The following is an 18825-nucleotide window of genomic DNA, read 5'->3' on the forward strand; positions in this document are numbered from 1 at the left end:
ACGTGGACGGTCGTTGGCGGGCCGGGTGACCGGCGCCTACGGTGCCGCAGGGGCGGGCGAGGGCGAGGGCGAGTGCGAGGCCGCGGCGCCGATGAGCGCCAGCAGCCCCTGCAGCGGCACCTGCGCCCAATCGACGCGGTTGCCGAGTTCGTAGCGCAGCTCGTACAGCGCCTTCTCGATCTCGAACAGCGCGACGATGGCGCCGTCCGGCACGGGGGCCACCTCCAGGTGGGTGCCCGGGTGCTGGGTGGCCGGGGCACTGGCCTCGGCGGCATAGGCCTCTAGAAACGCGGCGCGCGTCTCGCGCTCCCATTGCTGGGCCGCTTCGTCCAGGCGCAGCATCTCCTCGGTGGACTGGGTCATGCGCTTGAGAGCGGCCCAGCGGGCGTAGTTGAACGAGCGCAGCATGCCGGCCACGTCGCGCAGGGGCGAGCTCTTGGCGCGGCGCTGCTCGAAGGTGCGGCCGGGTTCGCCCTCGAAGTCGATGATGACGAAGTCGTTGTCGGTCACCAGCACCTGGCCCAGGTGGTAGTCACCGTGGTAGCGCGTCTTGTGGCCGGACGGGGTCACGCCGGTGCCCTGGCCGATGCGGTCCATGAGGGTGGCGCGCCGGGCCAGCAGGGCCTGGGCATCGGTGCGCGCGGCTGGTGGCAGGTCGGCCATGCGCTGCTCCAGCAGCGCCAGCGTGTCGGCTGCCTCGGCCAGGGCGCGCTCATGGAAGGCCTGAACGTCCTGCGCGGTGACCGGCTCCGGATCGAACGCCGGGTTGCCGGTGCGCAGCGCGAGCGCCCGGTGCAGGCCGGCGGTGCGGCGGCCGAGGGTTCGCACCAGCGCGAGGAAGCCTCCGTGCACGTCCGCCGTGACGCCCGAAGCGATGCGCGTGTCTTCCAGAAACCGCTCCAGGTAGCCCAGGGTGTATTCCCAGCCGTCGCCCTGGTTGGACACGTAGGACTGCACCAGGGCCAGCGTCATGGTCGTACCGTCGCCCGCGACGTACTCGACCGCGCCGCCCACCGGCACGCAGTGCTCGAAGCGCGCGGCCTCGGTCAGGAAGCGGCCCACCTCCAGTTCGGGATTGACCCCGTTGCGCACGTGCCGGTAGCCCTTGAGGAACAGCTTTTCGCCCAGGGTGACCACGGTGTTGCTGCTCTGCGCGCCCGGGCGCCCCACGGTGAGGTCGTCCAGTCCCTGCGCCATTCCGGCGAAGGCCACGGTGCTGCGAAAACGCAGCGTGCCGCCACGGTCGGTTCCCAGCTGCTCGTTGGCACCGATGGCCCGCACCACGGCGCGGCAGAAGGCCTCGTCGTGGAAGGCGTCGCCCATCACGCCCACGTTGGCCTGCTGGCGCACGCGCGCCACGCCGCCTGGCGAGAGCCGGCGCATGCGCTCTTCATCGCCTTCTTCCCAGGCCAGGGCCAGGGGAACGAAGTACGAGGCGGGCGGCGCGGACGGGGCCTCGACATTCAGGATCGGCAGCATCCATTCGTAGCCGCCATCGGTCTTCCACACGGTGTGGTCCTGGATGCGGGCGCGCTCGATGGCCGTGCCCTTGCCGGCGTACCAGCGCTGCAGTTCGATGTAGCGCGGCAGCGTGTCGGACTCGAATTGCACGCGCATGCGTTCGGCCATGCCGATGCGCCAGGGCATCACGTTTTCGCGGAAGAAGCTGGTCCAGCCGTCGAACAGCACCAGCACCGGGCGCTCCTGCAGGTCGAGCCCGTCTTGGTGCCAGGACGGCACCTGCGCCTCGGTGGACAGGCGGAACCAGTAGAACCCGTAGGAGTGCAGCGTGAGCAGGTAGGGCAGGTCGCCGATGGGCGGGAAGGTGACGCGGCCCAGCATTTCCAGCGGCGCGCGTCCCTTGTAGGTCGACAGGTCCAGCTCCACCGGCTGGGCGGCGCGAGACAGGTTGAACACGGTCAGGATCACGTCGTCGCCGTGTTCGCTGATGTAGGCGAGGATCTTGCGGTTGCCCGGCTTTAGGAAGATGCGCCGGCCACGCCCGAAGGCCCGGCTGGTCTTGCGCACGGCCAGCATGCGCCGGGTCCAGTTGAGCAGCGAGCTTTGGTCGCTGGCCTGGGCCTCGACGTTCAGCGCCTCGTAGCCGTACACGGCATCCATGATGGGCTGCAGATACAGCCGCTGCGGGTCTGCGCGCGAGAAGCCGGCGTTGCGGTCGGGGTTCCACTGCATCGGCGTGCGCACGCCGTTGCGGTCGCCCACGAACACGTTGTCGCCCATGCCGATCTCGTCGCCGTAATAGATGATGGGCGAGCCGGGCATGGACAGCAGCATGCCGTTCATGAGCTTCACGCGGTCGATGTCGTTTTCCATCAGCGGCGCCAGGCGGCGGCGGATGCCGAGGTTGATGCGCGCGCGCATGTCGGCGGCGTACATGGTGTACATGTAGTCGCGTTCCTTGCTGGTCACCATCTCCAGCGTCAACTCGTCGTGGTTGCGCAGGAAGATCGCCCACTGGCAGCCGTCGGGAATGTCGGGCGTCTGCTGCAGGATCTCGACGATGGGGTGGCGGTCTTCCTGGGCGATGGCCATGTACATGCGCGGCATCAGCGGGAAGTGGTAGGCCATGTGGCATTCGTCGCCATCGCCGAAATACTCGCGCACGTCCTCCGGCCACATGTTGGCCTCGGCCAGCAGGAAGCGGTTCTTGTATTCGGCATCGATCGCGGCGCGCAGCCGCTTGATCACCGCGTGCGTCTCGGGCAGGTTCTCGTTGCTGGTGCCGTCGCGCTCGATCAGGTAGGGGATCGCGTCCAGCCGGAAGCCGTCCACGCCCATGTCGAGCCAGAAGCGCATGGTCTTGAGCACGGCCTCCATCACCAGCGGGTTGTCGAAGTTCAGGTCCGGCTGGTGGCTGAAGAACCGGTGCCAGTAATAGGCCTTGGCCACCGGGTCCCAGGCCCAGTTCGACGTCTCGGTGTCGGTGAAGATGATGCGCGTGCCCTGGTAGATCTGGTCGGTGTCGCTCCACACGTAGAAGTCGCGCTCGGGCGAGCCGGGCGGCGCGGTGCGCGCGCGCTGGAACCAGGGGTGCTCGGCGGAGGTGTGGTTGATGACCAGCTCGGTGATCACGCGCAGGCCGCGCTGGTGGGCCGCGTCCAGCATCTCGCGGAAGTCGTCCAGCGTGCCGTACTGCGGGTGGACGTCTTCGTACTCGGAGATGTCGTAGCCGTCGTCGCGCAGCGGCGATGGGTAGAACGGCATCAGCCAGATCGTGTTGACCCCGAGGTCCTTCACGTAGTCGAGCTTGGCGGTCACGCCCTTGAAATCGCCCACCCCGTCGCCGTTGGTGTCGAAGAAGGCCTTGACGTTGAGCTGGTAGATGACCGCGTCCCGGTACCACTGGGGATCGTCGCTGGTGTCGATCTCCGTATTCTCGGGGGTGACGGCCGGCTCCGGTTCGGGCAGGGGGTGGACCAAAGGTGCATTCATGGGCGGCTCTTCTTTTTATTCAAAATGGTCGAAGTCGTCGTGGCGGCCGATGCGCCGGCGCACCACGAACACGTGGGCGGGCGAGCGGTGCGGGTCCAGCAGCACGTAGTGCGCATCGCCCTGCCAGACGAATCGCTGCTGGCTCAGCAGGTCGTGCATCTGCCAGTCGGTGGGCAGGGGTGCGGGCTGCGAGGCCGGCATGTCGGACGTGGAGGGGTCGGTGGCTGCGATGTCCGCCGCCGACAGCCGCAGCCAGCCCGACTGCGGGTGGTGCGGGTCCAGGTTGACCACGGTGACCACGATGTTCTGGCCGTCGGGGGAGTGCTTCATGTAAGCCAGCAACTGGTCGTTGTCCACATGCAGGAAGCGCAGCCTGTGGTCCGCATGCAGGGCCGGGTTCTCGCGCCGGATCTGGTTCACGCGGGTGATGAAGGCGCGCAGGTTGCCGGGGCGCTCCAGGTCCCAGTGGCGCAGCTGATACTTTTCGGAGTCGAGGTATTCCTCGCTGCCCGGCCCGCGCGGCAGGTGGTCCAGCAGCTCGTAGGCCGGACCGTAGATGCCGTAGTTGGCGGCCAGCGTGGCGGCCAGCACCAGCCGTGCCATGAAGACGGCCGGCTCGCCGCCCTGCAGGTGCTCGTGCAGGATGTCCGGCGTATTGGGCCAGGCGTTGGGCCGGAAATACTCGCGGCCCGGTCCGGTGGACAGCTCGGTGAAGTACTCCGTCAGCTCGTGCTTGGTGTTGCGCCACGTGAAGTAGGTGTACGACTGGGTGAAGCCCCGCTTGGCCAGCCCGTGCATCACCTTGGGCCGCGTGAAGGCTTCGGCCAGGAAGATCGTGTCCGGGTGGTCGCGCTGGATCTCGGCGATCACCCATTCCCAGAACGGAAAGGCCTTGGTGTGCGGGTTGTCCACCCGGAAGATGCGCACGCCCTCGCCGATCCAGTGCTCGAACACGCTCTTGAGTTCGCTCCACAGGCCGCGCCAGTCGTCGCATTCGAAGTTGAAGGGATAGATGTCCTGGTACTTCTTGGGCGGGTTCTCGGCGTACTGCACCGTGCCGTCCGGGCGCCAGCGGAACCAGTCGGGGTGTTCCTTCACGTAGGGGTGGTCCGGAGCGCACTGAAAGGCGATGTCGAGGGCTACTTCCAGGCCCTGCTCCTTGGCGGCCACGACCAGCCGGCGAAAGTCCTGCACGGTGCCCAGTTCGGGCAGGATGGCCTTGTGCCCACCCTCCTTCGCGCCGATGGCCCAGGGGCTGCCCACATCGTCGGGCCCCGCGGCCAGGGCATTGTTCTTGCCCTTGCGCTGCTCCCGCCCGATGGGATGGATGGGTGGGAAATACAGTACGTCGAAGCCCATGGCCGCGATATCGGCCAGGCGCGCCTCGACGTCACGGAACGTGCCGTGCACGCCCGCGGTGGGTGCGGCGGAGCGGGGGAACAGCTCGTACCAGGTGCTGTAACGGGCCCGCTCGCGGTCGGCCCGCAGCGGCAGGGCGTCGGGGTAGCGTACCTCGAGGCGGCGATCAGGGTGGCGGCGCATCGCCGCGGCGGCGGCTTCGTCCAACGCCAGGGCCTTGAGCATTTCTGCATCGCCCTCGGCCTGGGCGCCGCGTTCCAGGGCCTGGGCCCAATCGCTCAGGTCGCTGCGGTCGCGGGCGGCGCTGGCACGCTGGGCCGCCGCCAGGGCTTCCGTCGCGCCCACGCGCGCGGCGACGCGGATGTCCTGCGGATCGACGCGGCGTTCGAGTTCCCGGCGCCAGGATTCGAACGGGTCCACCCAGGCGGACACGGTGTAGCGGTACAGGCCCGGCTCGGGCGGGGTGAAGTCGGCCACCCATTCGTCGTTGCCGCTGGCCTCCATGGCCACTTCGGCGGCGTCTGCGGGGGCTGTGGTGGCGTTGCCATCCCGGTCGCGCCACCACTGCAGCGCCACGCGCAAGACGTCGTGCCCGTCGGTGAAACAGTGCGCGGTGATGCGGGTCGGTTCGCCGGCCACGCGCTTGGCGGCAAAGCGACCGCCGTCCACGCAGGGGAGCACGGCTTCGACCACGGCGCGCACTCGGCCGTCTGCGCCGCCAACCGGGGTCACCAGGGTGTACGGGCTTGCTGGCGACGCCGGAGAGGCATTGGCCGCAGGACGGAAAGAAGAGGGCAGGGTGTCAGGCTTTGGCATGGCGCGCAGGCTCCTGTCGGAAGATGAGGGTGGAGAGCGGCGGTAGCGTGAGGCACAGCGATTGTTCCCACTGGTGCGACCGCACAGGCGCAGCCTCCACGCCGCCCAGGTTGCCCCAGCCGGCGCCGCCGAACTCGCGCGCATCGCTGTTGAGCAACTCCTGCCAGTAGCCGGAGGACGGCACGCCCACCAGGTAGTTGGTGCGCGGCACGGGCGTGAGGTTGCAGACCACCAGCACCGGACCGGCGCCGCCTTCCTGCGCCGCCCGATGGCTGGGCTTGCGCAGGAAAGCGATCACGCTCTGCCCGGCGTCGTCGGCCTCCACCCATTGAAAACCCTCTGCCGAAAAGTCCACTTCATGCAGAGCGGGCTCGCTGCGATAGACGCGGTTGAGTTCGCGGATCAGGCGCTGCACGCCGCCGTGCAACGGGCTGTCGCACACCCACCATTCGAGTTCGCCTTCATGTGTCCACTCGCGGCGCTGGCCGAACTCGCCGCCCATGAAGAGCAGCTTCTTGCCCGGGTGCGACCACATCAGGCCGAACAGCGCGCGCAGGTTGGCGAACTGCTGCCACTCGTCGCCGGGCATCTTGTTGATCAGCGAGCCCTTGCCGTACACCACTTCGTCGTGCGAGAGCGGCAGCACGAAGTTCTCGTTGAAGGCATACACCAGCGAGAACGTGAGCTTGTGGTGATGGTAGCGACGGTTGACCGGGTCTTCCTTCAGGTAGGCCAGCGTGTCGTGCATCCAGCCCATGTTCCACTTCATGCCGAAGCCCAGGCCGTTCATCTCCACGGGCCGCGAGACCATCGGCCAGGCGGTGGATTCCTCCGCGATGCTGACCGTGTCCGGGTGGTCGCGGTAGACCGCGCGGTTCAGCAGCCGCATGAATTCGATGGCTTCCAGGTTCTCGCGGCCGCCGTGGCGGTTGGGTATCCACTCGCCGTCCTTGCGGGCGTAGTCCAGATAGAGCATGGACGCGACCGCATCCACGCGCAGCCCGTCCAGGTGGTACTTGTCGAGCCAGAACAGGCCGGAGGAGATGAGGAAGCTGCGCACCTCGTGCCGGCCGTAGTTGAAGATGGCCGAACTCCACTCGGGGTGGAAACCCTGGCGCGGGTCCGAATGCTCGTACAGGTGGGTGCCGTCGAACTCCGCCAGCCCGTGGGCGTCCACCGGAAAGTGGGAGGGCACCCAGTCCAGCAGCACGCCGATGCCGCGCTGGTGCAGGTGGTCCACGAAGTACATGAAGTCCTGCGGGGTGCCGTAGCGCGAGGTGGGGGCGAAGTAGCCGGTGGTCTGGTAACCCCAGGAGCCGTAGAACGGGTGTTCGGTGATGGGCATCAGCTCCACGTGCGTGAAGCCCAGGGACGTCACGTAGTCCGCCAGTTCATGGGCCAGTTCGCGGTAGTTCATGAACTGGCCGTTCCTGCGGCGCCAGGAACCGGGGTGCATCTCGTAGATGGACATCGGCGCATCCAGCGCGTTGCGCGGCCCGCGCGATGCCATCCAGTCGCTGTCGCCCCATTCGTAGTCGAGCGACCAGATGCGCGATGCGGTGTTCGGTGGCAGCTCCGCACACACGGCGAAGGGGTCGGCCTTTTCGAGCACGCGGCCCCCGTTGTGCGACACGATGCGGTATTTGTAGGCTTGGCCGTGCGCGGCGTGGGGGGAGGCTCCCTCCCAGATGCCGCTGCCATCGGACCGGGCGTGGAGCGCATCCGCATCGGGGTTCCAGCCGTTCCAGTCGCCGATGACCGAGACCGATGCGGCGTTGGGTGCCCAGACGGAAAAGTCCGCACCGCCGCCCTCGCTGCGCAGGTGGCAGCCCATGGCCTGGTAGAGGCGTGAATGCGTTCCTTCGCGAAGGAGATAGGCGTCGTGGGCGGTCAGCAGGGCGGTGTGGGGCAAAGGCACGGGCTTGGATCCTTGGGGGAGTGGGCGCTCCGCGGCGCAGGGCGCGCCAGCGCAACCGGTTCACAAAACCCATTGGGGCACGTACCGCGGGGTCGTCGCTGCGCGGGAGTGGCGCTTGGGTTTGTAGGACAGCGCCTATTCGGCAGGCATTGGGAACGCATGGCCCGATAGTGCCTTCCCCCGGCGTGCAGCGGCCGTGCTGCCCCTGCGCGGCGGGGGTCAAACGAGCAGCGCGACGCCCTTGATCTGCGCGAAAACCGGCAGGCCCGGGGCCAGCCCCAGGGTGCGTGCCGAGCGCTGGGTGACGCGGGCGAGCAGGGGCGTGCCCTGGGCATCGAGCGCCACCATGGCCAGCCCCGGCCCGTCCTCGCGCAGCGCCACCACCCGCGCCGGCAGCACGTTCAGGACGCTGCTGTGCACCGGCGCGGCCAGCGCCAGCGTCACATCGCGCGCCTGCACCCGAAAGCGCACGGCCGTGCCCGGCGGGTGGGGATGGGCGGTGGCCACCAGCAATGCGCCGCCCCCGGGCAGGCGAACGTCCATGAGCTGGTCCGCCGCGTCGTGGCCGGACACGGTGCCCTCGGCCACGGTGGCCGCCGTGTCGCCCTGGGCGAGGGGCAGGTCCAGCCGCGCCAGGAGCGCCTGCGCGGGGCCGCTCGCCACCACGCAGCCACCATGGAGCAGCACCAGATGCTGCGCCAGCCGGGCCACTTCATCCTGCGCATGGCTCACGTACAGCACGGGAATGTCCAGTTCGCGCTGCAGGCGCTCCAGATAGGGCAGCACTTCGGCCTTGCGCTGGGCGTCCAGCGCGGCCAGGGGCTCGTCCATCAGGAGCACGCGGGGGCTGGCGGCCAGGGCCCGGGCCATCGCCACCCGCTGGCGCTCGCCCCCCGACAGGGTGCTTGGCTGGCGGGCCAGCAGGGGTTGCAGCCCGAGCAGTTCGACGGCCTGCTCCAGCGACACCTTCCTGCGCGACAGGGGTGTGCGCCGCAGGCCGTACTCGAGGTTGCGGCGCACGTCCAGGTGCGCGAAAAGGCTCGATTCCTGGAACACATAGCCCAGCGCCCGCTGGTGCGTCGGGAGCCACAGGCGCTGTGCGTCGTCCTGCCACACCTGCCCATGAACGGCCACGCGCCCCTGGGCCCGCTCCAGGCCCGCCAGGGCCCGCAGGCAGGTCGTCTTGCCGCAGCCCGAGGGACCGTAGAGCGCCGTGACGCCCCGGCCGGGAAGGGACAGGTCCACGTCCAGCGCGAAGCCGCCCGGGCGCTGCAGCCGCAGGCGGGCCTCGATGGTGCCTTCGCCCGTGGAGGGCAACCGTCCCGCACCGGCCGTCATGCCGCGCCCCTGCCGGGCCGTGCGGGCTGCAGCCAGTGCAGCGACAGCAGCACCACGAACGAGAACACCACCATGCTCCCCGCCAGCCAGTGGGCCTGCAGGTATTCCATGGCCTCCACGTGGTCGTAGATCTGCACCGACACCACGCGCGTCACGCCGGGAATGTTGCCGCCGAGCATGAGCACCACGCCGAACTCTCCCACCGTGTGCGCGAAGCTCAGCACCCCCGCCGTGAGAAAGCCCGACCGCGCGAGCGGCATCCCCACGGTGAAGAAGCGGTCCCACGGGCCCGCGCCCAGCGTGGCGGCGGCTTCCATCGGCCGCGCGCCCACCGCCTCGAATGCCCGCTGCAGCGGCTGCACCGCGAACGGCAGCGAGTACACGACCGATCCCACCAGCAGACCGGCGAAGGTGAAGGGCAGGGTGGCCAGACCCATCGACTGCATCGCGCGGCCCACCGGGCCGTTGGGCCCCAGGGTGAGCAGCAGGTAGAAACCGATCACCGTGGGGGGCAGCACCAGCGGCAGCGCCACCACCGCCGAGACCGGGCCGCGCCAGCGCGACGGCGTGTGCGCCAGCCACCAGGCCAGTGGCGTGCACAGCACCAGCAGCGTGAGCGTGGTGAGCGCGGCCAGCCGCAGCGTGAGGCCGATGGCCACGAGGTCCTGCGCAGAAAAGGGCATCGGCAGCGTGTCGGTCCGGCGGCTCTGGCGAGGGCGTGCGGGGGCTCAGAGCCCGTAGCCGTAGGCCCGGATCACCTCGCGCGCCGCGTCGCTGCGCAGGAATTTCATCAGGGCAATGGCGGCAGGCTGGTCCTTGCCCGTGGCCAGCAGAACGGCATCCTGCCGGATGGGGTCGTGCAGCGCCTCCGGCACCTGCCAGGCCGAGCCCTTGGCGATCCTGCCGCCTTCCATGACCTGCGACAGCGCCACGAAGCCCAGCTGCGCATTGCCCGTGGCCACGAACTGGTAGGTCTGCGCAATGTTCTCGCCCGTCACGAAGCGCGGCTGAAGGCGCTCGCCCAGGCCGAGCTTTTCCAGCGTCTGCACGGCCGCCAGGCCATAGGGCGCGAGCTTGGGGTTGGCGACCGCCAGATAGGTGAAATCGCCCGTCTTGAGCACCTGGCCCTGGTCGTCCACGTAGCCCTCGCGCGGGCTCCACAGCACCAGCCGTCCCACGGCATAGGTGAAGCGCGATCCCTGCACGGCCTGGCCCTCCTGCTCCAGCCGCGCGGGCGTGGTGTCGTCGGCGGACAGAAGCACCTGGAACGGTGCGCCGTTCTTGATCTGCGCATAGAACTTGCCGGTGGCGCCGAACGACAGCACGGCCTTGTGGCCGGTGGCCTGCTCGAACGCCGCGGCGATCTTCTGCATCGGCGCCGTGAAATTGGCCGCGACGGCGACGGGCACCTCTCCGGCATGGGCCGAAGCCAGGCCCGCCAGGGCCATGCCGGCAGCGGCCAGCAGTCGGATAAGGGGGGAGGCAAATCGCATGGCGCTATTCCTTGGGTGAATAGCGGTCGAGTATAGCGACGGGTTTTCCGGGCAGCCCTGGACAGCGCGGCATGATGCGCCCATGACAAAGCGGCTTTCCCTCTCCGATGCGCTGGGCCAGGGCATGGCGGACCGGCGCATCGACATCCTGCGCCAGATCGGCGTGGGCGGATCGATCTCGCAGGCCGCGCGCGCTGTGGGCGTGAGCTACAAGGCGGCCTGGCAGGCAGTGGATGCGCTCACCAACCTGGCGGGCGTGCCCCTGGTGGCGCGCGCCGTGGGCGGCACCGGCGGTGGCGGCGCGCAGCTGACCCCGGCGGGGCACGAATTGCTGAATGCGGCCGATGCGCTGGAGGAGGCCCGCCGCGAAGTGCTTGCGCGGCTGGCGCCCGGCCCGGGCGGCGCGCCGGCACTGGCCCGGCTGGCATTGCGCACCAGCCTGCGCAACCAGTGGCCCTGCACCGTGCGGGCGCTGGAGCTCCTGGGGCCCTTGGTGCGTGTGCACTTGCATGGCGAGGCGGCGCCCGGCCTGGCGCTGCACGCGCGCATCACGCGAGAAAGCGCCGAGCTGCTGGCGCTGCGTCCGGGCCTGCCGGTGCTTGCGCTGTGCAAGGCCGCGGCCGTGCGCGTTCAGGCCGGTTCGCCGGCATCGGCTGCCGACAACGCCTGGCCGGCCAGGGCATCGCGCGTGTCGCGCGGGCCGGCAGGCGACGAGGTTTCGGCCACGCTCGATGCCGGGGTGCACATGGTGGGGTTCGCGCCCCCGTCGAGCGGCCTGCGGGTCCGTGCTCGCGTGGCGATGTCGGTGGACGAGTCGGCCGTGGTGCTGGCCGTCACGGGGTGACCGAATTTCGACTAGGCCCAGGTCACGGAGCGGTCTTGTCCAAGCTGCGCCGAAGCGCCTCGATGTCATTCGGCTGCAATGGCATGAACTCACGCACCGTGGGGGCTTCCGGCGGGGGGTGGGCGAGTTCGTTTTCGCAGCGATCCAGGTTGCCCCGGATGGCCGCCCGCGTTGCCGCCGAAAGGGTGTAGCGCTCCCGCTCCACGGCCCGGAAGTATTCGGCCAGGGTGAGGTGGGCGCATTGGGTGAGCAAGGGGATCTGTGCGCTGGCTTGATCCAGGCTGAACGCGCTGCAGGGGGGCGGGGAAAGATACAACTGGAACAGCCGCAAATGGGCATCGGGACTGGTGCGGACCACGCGCTGCATGACGGACTCCACCGTGCGCGCGTCGAAGCCGGGAACCTTGTCGCAGTAGGCGTCCATGCTGCGACGCAACTCCAGGCCGATGCGCGCGCCGTGCATGGCTTTCAGATGCCAATCGTAGGCTTGGTCGAAGGGCGGAATGCCTGCCAGGTAATTGCCGTAAGCCCACTGCGCAGGGTTGTCGCCGCTTTCGGCGCGGCGTTGCAACTCCATCAGGCAAAAGCCGTGATACGAGTATTCATCCTGCTGGTCGCAGGTGACGGCGCTATCGATCCACCACCACGCGGTCCAGGCGCCGACCAGCAAGGAAAGGACCAGAGCGATTCGGGTGCCTGCCCCCCATTTTTTCCACCGGCGAATCATCGGCGCTTCCCCATTTTCTGCATCAAGGCCCCTTTCAGCAGATCGCCGGTATCGCGCGGAGAGGTCGGGGCCGTTGCAATGGGTTGTCCATCGGGCCCCCAGGTTCGCCACACGCCTGGACGCAACAGGTCGGGAATGGGGAGCATCGCCAATACGCCCGGGAGCTTCTCGAAGGCCCCTTGCCCCACCGCAGAACCGCCCAGCGGGTAATTCCAGGTGGTTGTCGTGGGCGCCGTGACATGCGTTCGCAACACTTGGGCCAATTCACTTGCGATGCCATCGGACGTGGCTCCCGCATTGCATGCGTCGATCAAAACCGGCTCTCCGTGCCAGAGGCCGCTGCGCCGGATCGTGTCGGCCACTTCCATGCCATGGATCATTCCCTGAATGCTTTTTGCTGTGGCATGGGCAAATACATACACATAACCCGCAACACCCTTTTCCCTGAGTCCGGATTGATAGAGCACCTTATCCCCGGGCTGGATCAGGATGATCTTCTTCCTGATCGGGTCGATGGTCGCGATTTTTCGGACCCTCTTTTGCGAAGCATCGAGGCCTTCGAAGACCTGTTTGATCATTCCCTTTCCTGGTCCATATTGCATTCGCCCGTTGACCACGGGTTCTGCGGGCTCGCTCCGCAGCCATTGTTTCCATGCCATTGAAATTCGATTCGTGATGCCGTGACATGGCGAACCGCACGGGTCTTTGAATGCCACGCTCACGATTCACCTCCCTTTTTTTCTGCCCGTCTTCGCAGGCCGCGGGATGATAGCGGCATGCGCAATGGGGATGACGGTCGGGGATCGCTGGCCCGCGCTCACGGCTTCATCGGGTGCTCACTCGCCTCCGAAGCGCGGTCGGAATTCCTCGCAGAACGCCGCGTTACCGCTGATCGAGAGCGTCACCGTATGCCGCGGTGCCGCGGGCGTGCCGGCACTGGACACGAGGCGCCGGGTGGCCTCGTCGAAAACCAGGGACTGCACGGTGGAGACCTCCCGCACGGCCTGCAGGTCGTAGTCCCAGGCGGCGCCGTCCTCGATGGCGCCGTTCTGGTTCGGGAAGGTGGCGTGGGCCCAGCCCAGCACCTGTGCGATCTCCGCGTGCAGGGCCGGCAGGTGCTCTTCGGTCACGCTGGCCATGGCATCCCAGGTGCCGGTGCCTTCGTCGTCCTCGCTGTAGTCGAATTCCAGGTAGCGCAGGGTCATGGGTTTCAGGTTTTTGGAAGGAACGCGCCGGGGGTGGCGCGGCAGGGGGCATTTTCGGGCAGGTTCAGCCGCGCTTTGCCACAGAATGTGCAGCGCCCACGGATGTGGGCGGCTCCCTCGATCACCCTTCGCTCCTGTGAACCCCGCCATGCCCGACTCGACGACACCCTCTGCCACCTTGCTGTGCGACGGCCTGCGCTTTGCCCATGCGCAGGGCCCGGCCGTATTCGATGGCTTCACCGCCCATGCCGCGCCGGGCGCGACGCTGGTGCGGGGCGACGAGGGCTCCGGCAAGACCACGCTGCTGCGCCTGCTGGCCGGGGAACTGCAACCCCAGGGCGGCACCGTCTGGCGGAACGCGCGAGCGTGCAGCGACCGGGCCGCGAAGGAGTCGGGCGAGGTGTTCTGGGCCGACCCGCGCGCGACGGCGCTCGATGGCACCAGCCCGGCGGCATGGTTCGGTGCGCTGGCCAGCCGCCATCCGGCATGGGACGCTTCGGCGCTGCAGGCGCACGTGGCGGGGTTCGGGCTGGAAAGCCACCTGCCCAAGGCCATGGAGCAGTTGTCCACCGGCACGCGGCGCAAGGCGCTGCTGGCGGCCGCTTTCGCGTGCGGGGCGCCGCTGGTGCTGGTGGACGAGCCGGTGGCCGGCCTGGACCGTCCCTCGGTGCAGTACCTGCAGCAGGTGCTGGCGCAGCGGGCGGCGCAGGCCGGGCCGGGCATCGTGCTGGTGGCGCATTACGATGCGCTCGCGGGCGTGCCGTGGAACGCGGTCATCGATTTGCCCTGAGGGGGCCCGGCAACGCCCGTGCACCGCCCGCCGCGGCGCGGGCTCGCAGCCGGGGCCTTCCCGGCCTACACTGCGATCCTTCTGCGCACTTTTCCTGCTTGTTTCTTTCCCTTCCGTTGCCATTCAGGAGCCTGGTATGGACGCCCTTCTTTTCGCACCCGTGGCCGTGGCGATCGCGCTCACGCCCGGCCCCAACAATTTCTGCGGCCTGAACAACGGCATCCGGGCCGGTGTGGGCACGGCGCTGGTGGCCACCATCGGGCGTGCGGCGGCGTTCGCCATCTTTTTGACGGTGTCCGCCGTGGGCCTGGGCGCGATGCTGCTGGCCTCCGAGGCGGCCTTCACGGTCGTGAAATGGGTGGGGGCGTGTTACCTGTTCTGGCTGGGCTGGAAGGCCTGGCGCAGCCGGGAGTTCGGCGGGCTGGAACTGGTGGAGGGCCGCGAGGCCACGCCCTCGGCGGCCGCGGTGCCGATCCGCTCGCTGATCCTGCAGGAGTTCCTGCTGGGCATCACCAATCCCAAGGCGATCATCCTGTTCGCCGCGGTGTTTCCCCAGTTCATCGACCCCGCCCAGCCTGCGGCGCACCAGTTCCTGGTGCTGGGCTCGGTGTACCTGATGGCCGAGTTCGTCTCCACCGCCGTGTACGCCACGGGCGGGCGGCAGATCCGCCGGGTGATCCGCTCGCAGCGCGGCGTGGTGCGGCTGAACAAGGCGACGGGCGGATTCTTCATGGGCGCCGGCGGGCTGCTGCTCGCGGCCAACCGTTGACCTTTGGATTCGGCGGGCCGGCGGCGCTTGCTGCCGGGTCGCTTCGCCTCGGCATTCGTGGCATTCGGGCGCTACATCGCCTTGAAGCGGTGGGCGTAGAGCCGGCTCACCGCCAGGGTTTCGGGCCGCTCGCGCAGGCGCAGGTGCAGCCGCCCTGATTCGTCGCGCACGGCTGAGGCGATGGCGCTGGCGCGCACCAGGGTGCCGCGGTGCACCTGCCAGAAGGTGTTCGCGTCGAGCTGGGCAGCCAGTTCCTTGAGGGGCGTGCGGATCAGGTACTCCTGCGTGGCGGTCAGCACGCGCACGTACTTGTCGGCCGCCTCGAACACCACGACGTCCGCCACCGGCACCAGGTGGATCTGCGCGCCGCTGCTGGCCTGGATGACGGTGAGCGGGGCGGGGTGCGCCGCCGCACCGGCCATGCCCGGCGCAGCGGCCCCGGGCAGCGCCACCAGTGCGCGCAGGCGGGCCAGCGTGGCCTCGAAGTCCAGCGCGGCGGGCGCGGCCTGCCGTGCGAGGGCGGCCTGCAGCTTCTGGACGGCCTTGCGCAGCCGCTCGGGCTGCACGGGCTTGAGCAGGTAGTCCACGGCCTGGGCCTCGAAGGCCTGCACGGCGTACTGGTCGTAGGCGGTCACGAACACCAGCGCGGGAAAGGGCGTGTCGGCCGGCCAGGCGTCGGCCAGCTCGGCGGCCGCCTCCAGGCCGCTCTGGCCCGGCATGCGGATGTCGAACAGCAGCACGTCGGGCCGCAGGTCCAGCGCCTGCTGCACGGCCGCGAGCCCGTCGCCCACGGTGGCGGCGATCTGAAGGTCCGGCCAGGCCCGGGCCAGCTCCTGGCGCAGGGCGGCGGCCAGCAGCGGTTCGTCTTCGGCGATCAGGGCGCGGGGCGCGCGGGAGGGCGGCAGGTTCATGGCAGCGGGGGATTCAAGGGAAATACGGCCCTGGCGCATGTTCCACTAGGGCGTTGTGCTATCAAATTAATAGTGCCTTGCTCGCCGTACAGCGTGTGCAGCCGCTCGCGCACCTGCTGCAGCCCGAAGCTCTGGCGCGCCGGGCCGGGTGGCCCGGGCGGTGCGGTGCCGCCCGCGGCCAGCCCGGCGCCCGAATCCTGCACCAGCAGTTCCAGCAGGCCGTCGGGCAATGGCCGGGCGGCGATGTGGATGCTGCCGCCTTCCACCTTCGGCTCCAGGCCGTGGCGGATGGCGTTTTCCACCAGCGGCTGCAGCAGCAGCGGCGGCACGGGCACGCGGGCGAGCGCCTCGGGCAGGTCGAGCGTGTAGGCCAGGCGCGGGCCCATGCGCACCGACATCAGTTCCAGGTAGTCGCGCAGCCGGGCGAATTCGTCGGCCAGCGGGTGCAGCGTGGCGCGCGAGGCGCCGAGCGTGGCGCGCAGGTAGTCGATCAGGTGGTCCAGCATGGCCTGGGCGCGGGGCGGGTCGGCGGCGATCAGCACGCGCAGGTTGGCCAGGGTGTTGAACATCATGTGCGGCTCCAGCTGCGCCTCCAGCAGTTTGAGGCGCGCCTCGGCGGCGTCGCGTTCGACCTCGGCGATCTTGCCTTCCAGGAAGCGCGATTTGCCCTGGGCGTAGAAGAAGAACGACAGCGCCAGGCACGCCAGCACCGTCGTCACCATGGCCGAACTGGGGCCGCCTGCCGACGCCAGATTCAGGCCGGGGTGCATGCTCTCGCGGTAGGCATCGCCCAGGGCCGAGCCGAACTGAAAGCCGATGGAGCCGCCCACCGCGACCAGCGCCCAGCCGCGCCAGCCCAGGGGCCACGGGATGGGGCTATGGCGCGAGAGCCACAGGCGGCCGATGTCGATCAGCAGCCAGCTCGGCAGGCCGATGGCCAGGGAGTACACGAGCTGCACGTCCCACGGTCCCCGGCCGTAGGCGAGCTGGATGCCGGCGATGGCGGCGCAGAACGCGGCGATCACCAGCCCGTGGCGAATGGATTGGCGAAGGCTGAAGTGCTGCATGGCGGCGCGGGGGAAAGGAAAAGCTCCTGGTGGGCCGATTGTGGGGGCACTCCTGGCGGCGGCCGTGCGCCCGGTCAGCGCCGCTGCAGTGCCTGGCGCAGGGCGGCGCGCTCGCGCTCCAGCAGGCGGGCGTGCAGCCGCCCGCCCGGCAGCGCCAGCCACACGGCCGCGCCATGGATCGCCAGGCCCAGGCCCCAGCCCAGCGCTGGAAACACCGCCCAGTGGCGCCCCTGGTAGGCGGCGAGGGCGGCCAGCGCCAAGTTGACGCACAGGTACACGCAGGCGTGCAGCAGCCAGCCCATCTTGGCACCGGCCCGCTTGCGGGCCAAGCGGTCCAGGTCGTCCAATTCGTCCAGGGGGGCGAGATCGTCGTGGGTGTGGAAAGCGGGCATGGCAGCTCCTTGGGGGTCGGGGTGGTAGGGGAGGGGACCGCCGCACTGTGCGCCCGGCCGCGCGGTCCGGCCAGCGCCATGCGACGAACCGCCCGCCGCGCGGCGCGAACCGCTGCGCCGGGCGACAGATTTACCTTTCTTCGCACAGCAGCCAGACAATCGGTACGCAGAGCCCCTACGATTCGGCGTGCCCCCCGTGCTGCCCCGCCGGCCGCCCGGGACGGACCTTTTTCGCGACACGCCACGCCAGCCATTTCCATGAATCCACAACCACACGACGCGCCCGTTCCCAACCCGCTGCCTTCCGCCCACCGGCCGCCCTCGCGGCGGTCGCGCTGGCTCGGCACGCTGCTGATGCTGGCCGTGGTGGCCCTGCTGGGCGGTGGCGCCTGGTATCTGGTGCAGCGCAGCACCGCCCCGGCGGGAGCGATGCGGGGCGCGGGCGGTCCCGGGGGGCCGGGCGCGCCGGCGGGCCCTGGCGGTCCCGGAGGACCGGGCGGGCCCGGTTTCGGCGGCGGTGGGCGGGCCATGGTCACGGTGGGCGAGGCCACGGCGCGGCAGGCGTCGCTGCCGGTGGTCATCGACGCGCTGGGCACGGTCACGCCGGTCACCACGGTCACCCTGCGCCCGCAGGTGTCGGGCGTGCTCACCCAGGTGCTGTTCACCGAAGGGCAGATGGTCAAGAAGGGCCAGGTGCTGGCGCAGATCGACCCGCGCCCCTACGAGCAGGCGCTGATGCAGGCGCAGGGCACGCGCCAGCGTGACGAGGCGCAGCTCGACAACGCCCGCATCACCCTGGAGCGCTACCGCACGCTGCTGTCGCAGGACTCGATCGCGCGCCAGGACGTGGACACGCAGGCCGCGCTGGTCAAGCAACTGCAGGGCACGGTGATGACCGACCTCGCCCAGGAAAAGACCGCTCGCCTGAACCTCGACTACACCCGCGTCACCTCGCCCGCCACCGGCCGCATCGGCCTGCGCACGGTGGACGCCGGCAACTACGTGAGCGCCGGCGAGGCCACAGGCATCGCCACCATCACGCAGATGACGCCGATCGACGTGCAGTTCTCGGTGCCCCAGGACCGCGTGACCGACGTGCAGGCCTCGCAGCAGGGCGCGCAGCCGCTGGCTGTGACGGCGTTCGACCGCACCCGCACCACCGAGGTGGGCAAGGGGCAGTTCTCCACCCTGGACAATCTGGTGGACACCACCACGGGCACGGTCAAGGCCAAGGCCCGGTTCGAGAACGCCAACGGTGCGCTGTTTCCCAACCAGTTCGTGAACGTGCAGCTCCTGCTGCGCGAGGTGCCGGCCGTGGTGGTGCCGGTGACGGCGGTGCGCACGGGCGCCAATGGCGACTTCGTCTATGTCATCAACGAAGACCGCACGGTGTCGCTGCGAAAGGTCAAGCGCGGCCAGGCGACGGTGGGGTTGATGGCCATTACCGAGGGCCTGAAGGCCGGCGAGCGCGTGGTGACCGAAGGCGGCGACCGTTTGAAGGACGGTGCCACCGTGCAACTGCAGGGCGCGCGCGGCCCGGCCTCCGCAGCCAGCGGCGCCGCGGGCGCCCCGCCGCGCCGCGCTCGGGCCTCGGGTCCGCGCGGGGAGGGCGAGGCCCGGGGCTTCGGCCCCCGTGGCGAGGGCCGTGGACCGGAGGGCGAGCGCCGCCAGCGCCCGCCGCAGGAGGGCGCCCAGCCCGGGGCCCAGCCCGGGGCCTCCGCCCCGCAGACCCCTTGATGACCG

General features: G+C 69.6%; 16 protein-coding genes. 4 read left to right on the plus strand and 12 right to left on the minus strand.

The window, feature by feature from the left end; all coding sequences use genetic code 11:
- Positions 1-36 precede the first annotated feature (36 nt).
- From treS to modA, 6 genes are all read right to left on the minus strand, one after another.
- Entirely contained in the window at positions 37-3453 is a 3417-nt protein-coding gene (gene treS, locus AVTE2539_RS04540; RefSeq protein WP_284408507.1) for a maltose alpha-D-glucosyltransferase, read from the minus strand.
- A 15-nt stretch (positions 3454-3468) separates the two neighbouring features.
- Positions 3469-5628 carry an alpha-1,4-glucan--maltose-1-phosphate maltosyltransferase gene (locus AVTE2539_RS04545; RefSeq protein ID WP_284408508.1) on the minus strand — a complete coding sequence of 720 codons (2160 nt, stop codon included), beginning with the start codon at positions 5626-5628 and terminating at the stop codon, positions 3469-3471.
- Positions 5615-7540 carry a 1,4-alpha-glucan branching protein GlgB gene (glgB, locus tag AVTE2539_RS04550; protein ID WP_284409422.1) on the minus strand — a complete coding sequence of 642 codons (1926 nt, stop codon included), beginning with the start codon at positions 7538-7540 and terminating at the stop codon, positions 5615-5617. The genes AVTE2539_RS04545 and glgB overlap by 14 nt, the downstream gene beginning before the upstream one ends.
- Before the next feature lie 225 nt (positions 7541-7765).
- Entirely contained in the window at positions 7766-8884 is a 1119-nt protein-coding gene (gene modC, locus AVTE2539_RS04555) for a molybdenum ABC transporter ATP-binding protein (RefSeq protein WP_284408509.1), read from the minus strand.
- Positions 8881-9567, minus strand: coding sequence for a molybdate ABC transporter permease subunit (gene modB / locus AVTE2539_RS04560; protein WP_284408510.1), 687 nt, complete (start codon positions 9565-9567; stop codon positions 8881-8883). The genes modC and modB overlap by 4 nt, the downstream gene beginning before the upstream one ends.
- Positions 9568-9612: 45 nt before the next feature.
- Positions 9613-10377 carry a molybdate ABC transporter substrate-binding protein gene (modA, locus tag AVTE2539_RS04565; RefSeq protein ID WP_284408511.1) on the minus strand — a complete coding sequence of 255 codons (765 nt, stop codon included), beginning with the start codon at positions 10375-10377 and terminating at the stop codon, positions 9613-9615.
- Between the two features lie 82 nt (positions 10378-10459).
- On the opposite strand from modA, the gene AVTE2539_RS04570 reads away from it, so the two are divergent.
- Complete coding sequence (locus tag AVTE2539_RS04570) at positions 10460-11221, plus strand: TOBE domain-containing protein (RefSeq protein WP_284408512.1); 762 nt, start codon at positions 10460-10462, stop codon at positions 11219-11221.
- 22 nt (positions 11222-11243) lie between these two features.
- Here the strand turns inward: AVTE2539_RS04570 and AVTE2539_RS04575 are convergent, their stop codons facing one another.
- The 3 genes from AVTE2539_RS04575 to AVTE2539_RS04585 all read right to left on the minus strand — a co-directional run bounded on the left by AVTE2539_RS04575 (position 11244) and on the right by AVTE2539_RS04585 (position 13153).
- On the minus strand, positions 11244-11891 hold the full coding sequence (locus AVTE2539_RS04575; RefSeq protein WP_284408513.1) for a hypothetical protein: 648 nt from the start codon (positions 11889-11891) through the stop codon (positions 11244-11246).
- 53 nt (positions 11892-11944) lie between these two features.
- Positions 11945-12526: a DUF8616 domain-containing protein gene (locus AVTE2539_RS04580; RefSeq protein ID WP_284408514.1), complete on the minus strand. Its 582-nt coding sequence runs from the start codon at positions 12524-12526 to the stop codon at positions 11945-11947.
- A 258-nt stretch (positions 12527-12784) separates the two neighbouring features.
- The gene (locus AVTE2539_RS04585; RefSeq protein ID WP_284408515.1) at positions 12785-13153 is read right to left on the minus strand and encodes a hypothetical protein; all 369 of its coding nucleotides are present in this window, start codon (positions 13151-13153) and stop codon (positions 12785-12787) included.
- Between the two features lie 148 nt (positions 13154-13301).
- On the opposite strand from AVTE2539_RS04585, the gene AVTE2539_RS04590 reads away from it, so the two are divergent.
- Positions 13302-13943, plus strand: a complete 642-nt coding sequence (locus AVTE2539_RS04590; protein WP_284408516.1) for an ABC transporter ATP-binding protein — start codon at positions 13302-13304, stop codon at positions 13941-13943.
- A gap of 136 nt (positions 13944-14079) precedes the next feature.
- Positions 14080-14712 carry a LysE family translocator gene (locus tag AVTE2539_RS04595; protein ID WP_284408517.1) on the plus strand — a complete coding sequence of 211 codons (633 nt, stop codon included), beginning with the start codon at positions 14080-14082 and terminating at the stop codon, positions 14710-14712.
- A 71-nt stretch (positions 14713-14783) separates the two neighbouring features.
- Here AVTE2539_RS04595 and AVTE2539_RS04600 read toward each other — a convergent pair whose 3' ends face one another.
- From AVTE2539_RS04600 to AVTE2539_RS04610, 3 genes are all read right to left on the minus strand, one after another.
- Positions 14784-15623: a LytR/AlgR family response regulator transcription factor gene (locus AVTE2539_RS04600; RefSeq protein ID WP_284408518.1), complete on the minus strand. Its 840-nt coding sequence runs from the start codon at positions 15621-15623 to the stop codon at positions 14784-14786.
- On the minus strand, positions 15620-16690 hold the full coding sequence (locus AVTE2539_RS04605; protein ID WP_284408519.1) for a sensor histidine kinase: 1071 nt from the start codon (positions 16688-16690) through the stop codon (positions 15620-15622). The genes AVTE2539_RS04600 and AVTE2539_RS04605 overlap by 4 nt, the downstream gene beginning before the upstream one ends.
- Positions 16691-16764: 74 nt before the next feature.
- Positions 16765-17082, minus strand: a complete 318-nt coding sequence (locus AVTE2539_RS04610; protein WP_284408520.1) for a 2TM domain-containing protein — start codon at positions 17080-17082, stop codon at positions 16765-16767.
- Between the two features lie 258 nt (positions 17083-17340).
- On the opposite strand from AVTE2539_RS04610, the gene AVTE2539_RS04615 reads away from it, so the two are divergent.
- The gene (locus tag AVTE2539_RS04615) at positions 17341-18819 is read left to right on the plus strand and encodes an efflux RND transporter periplasmic adaptor subunit (RefSeq protein WP_284408521.1); all 1479 of its coding nucleotides are present in this window, start codon (positions 17341-17343) and stop codon (positions 18817-18819) included.
- Positions 18820-18825 lie beyond the last annotated feature (6 nt).

Source organism: Acidovorax sp. SUPP2539 (genome assembly GCF_030158975.1).
Classification (GTDB): Bacteria; Pseudomonadota; Gammaproteobacteria; order Burkholderiales; family Burkholderiaceae_C; genus Paracidovorax.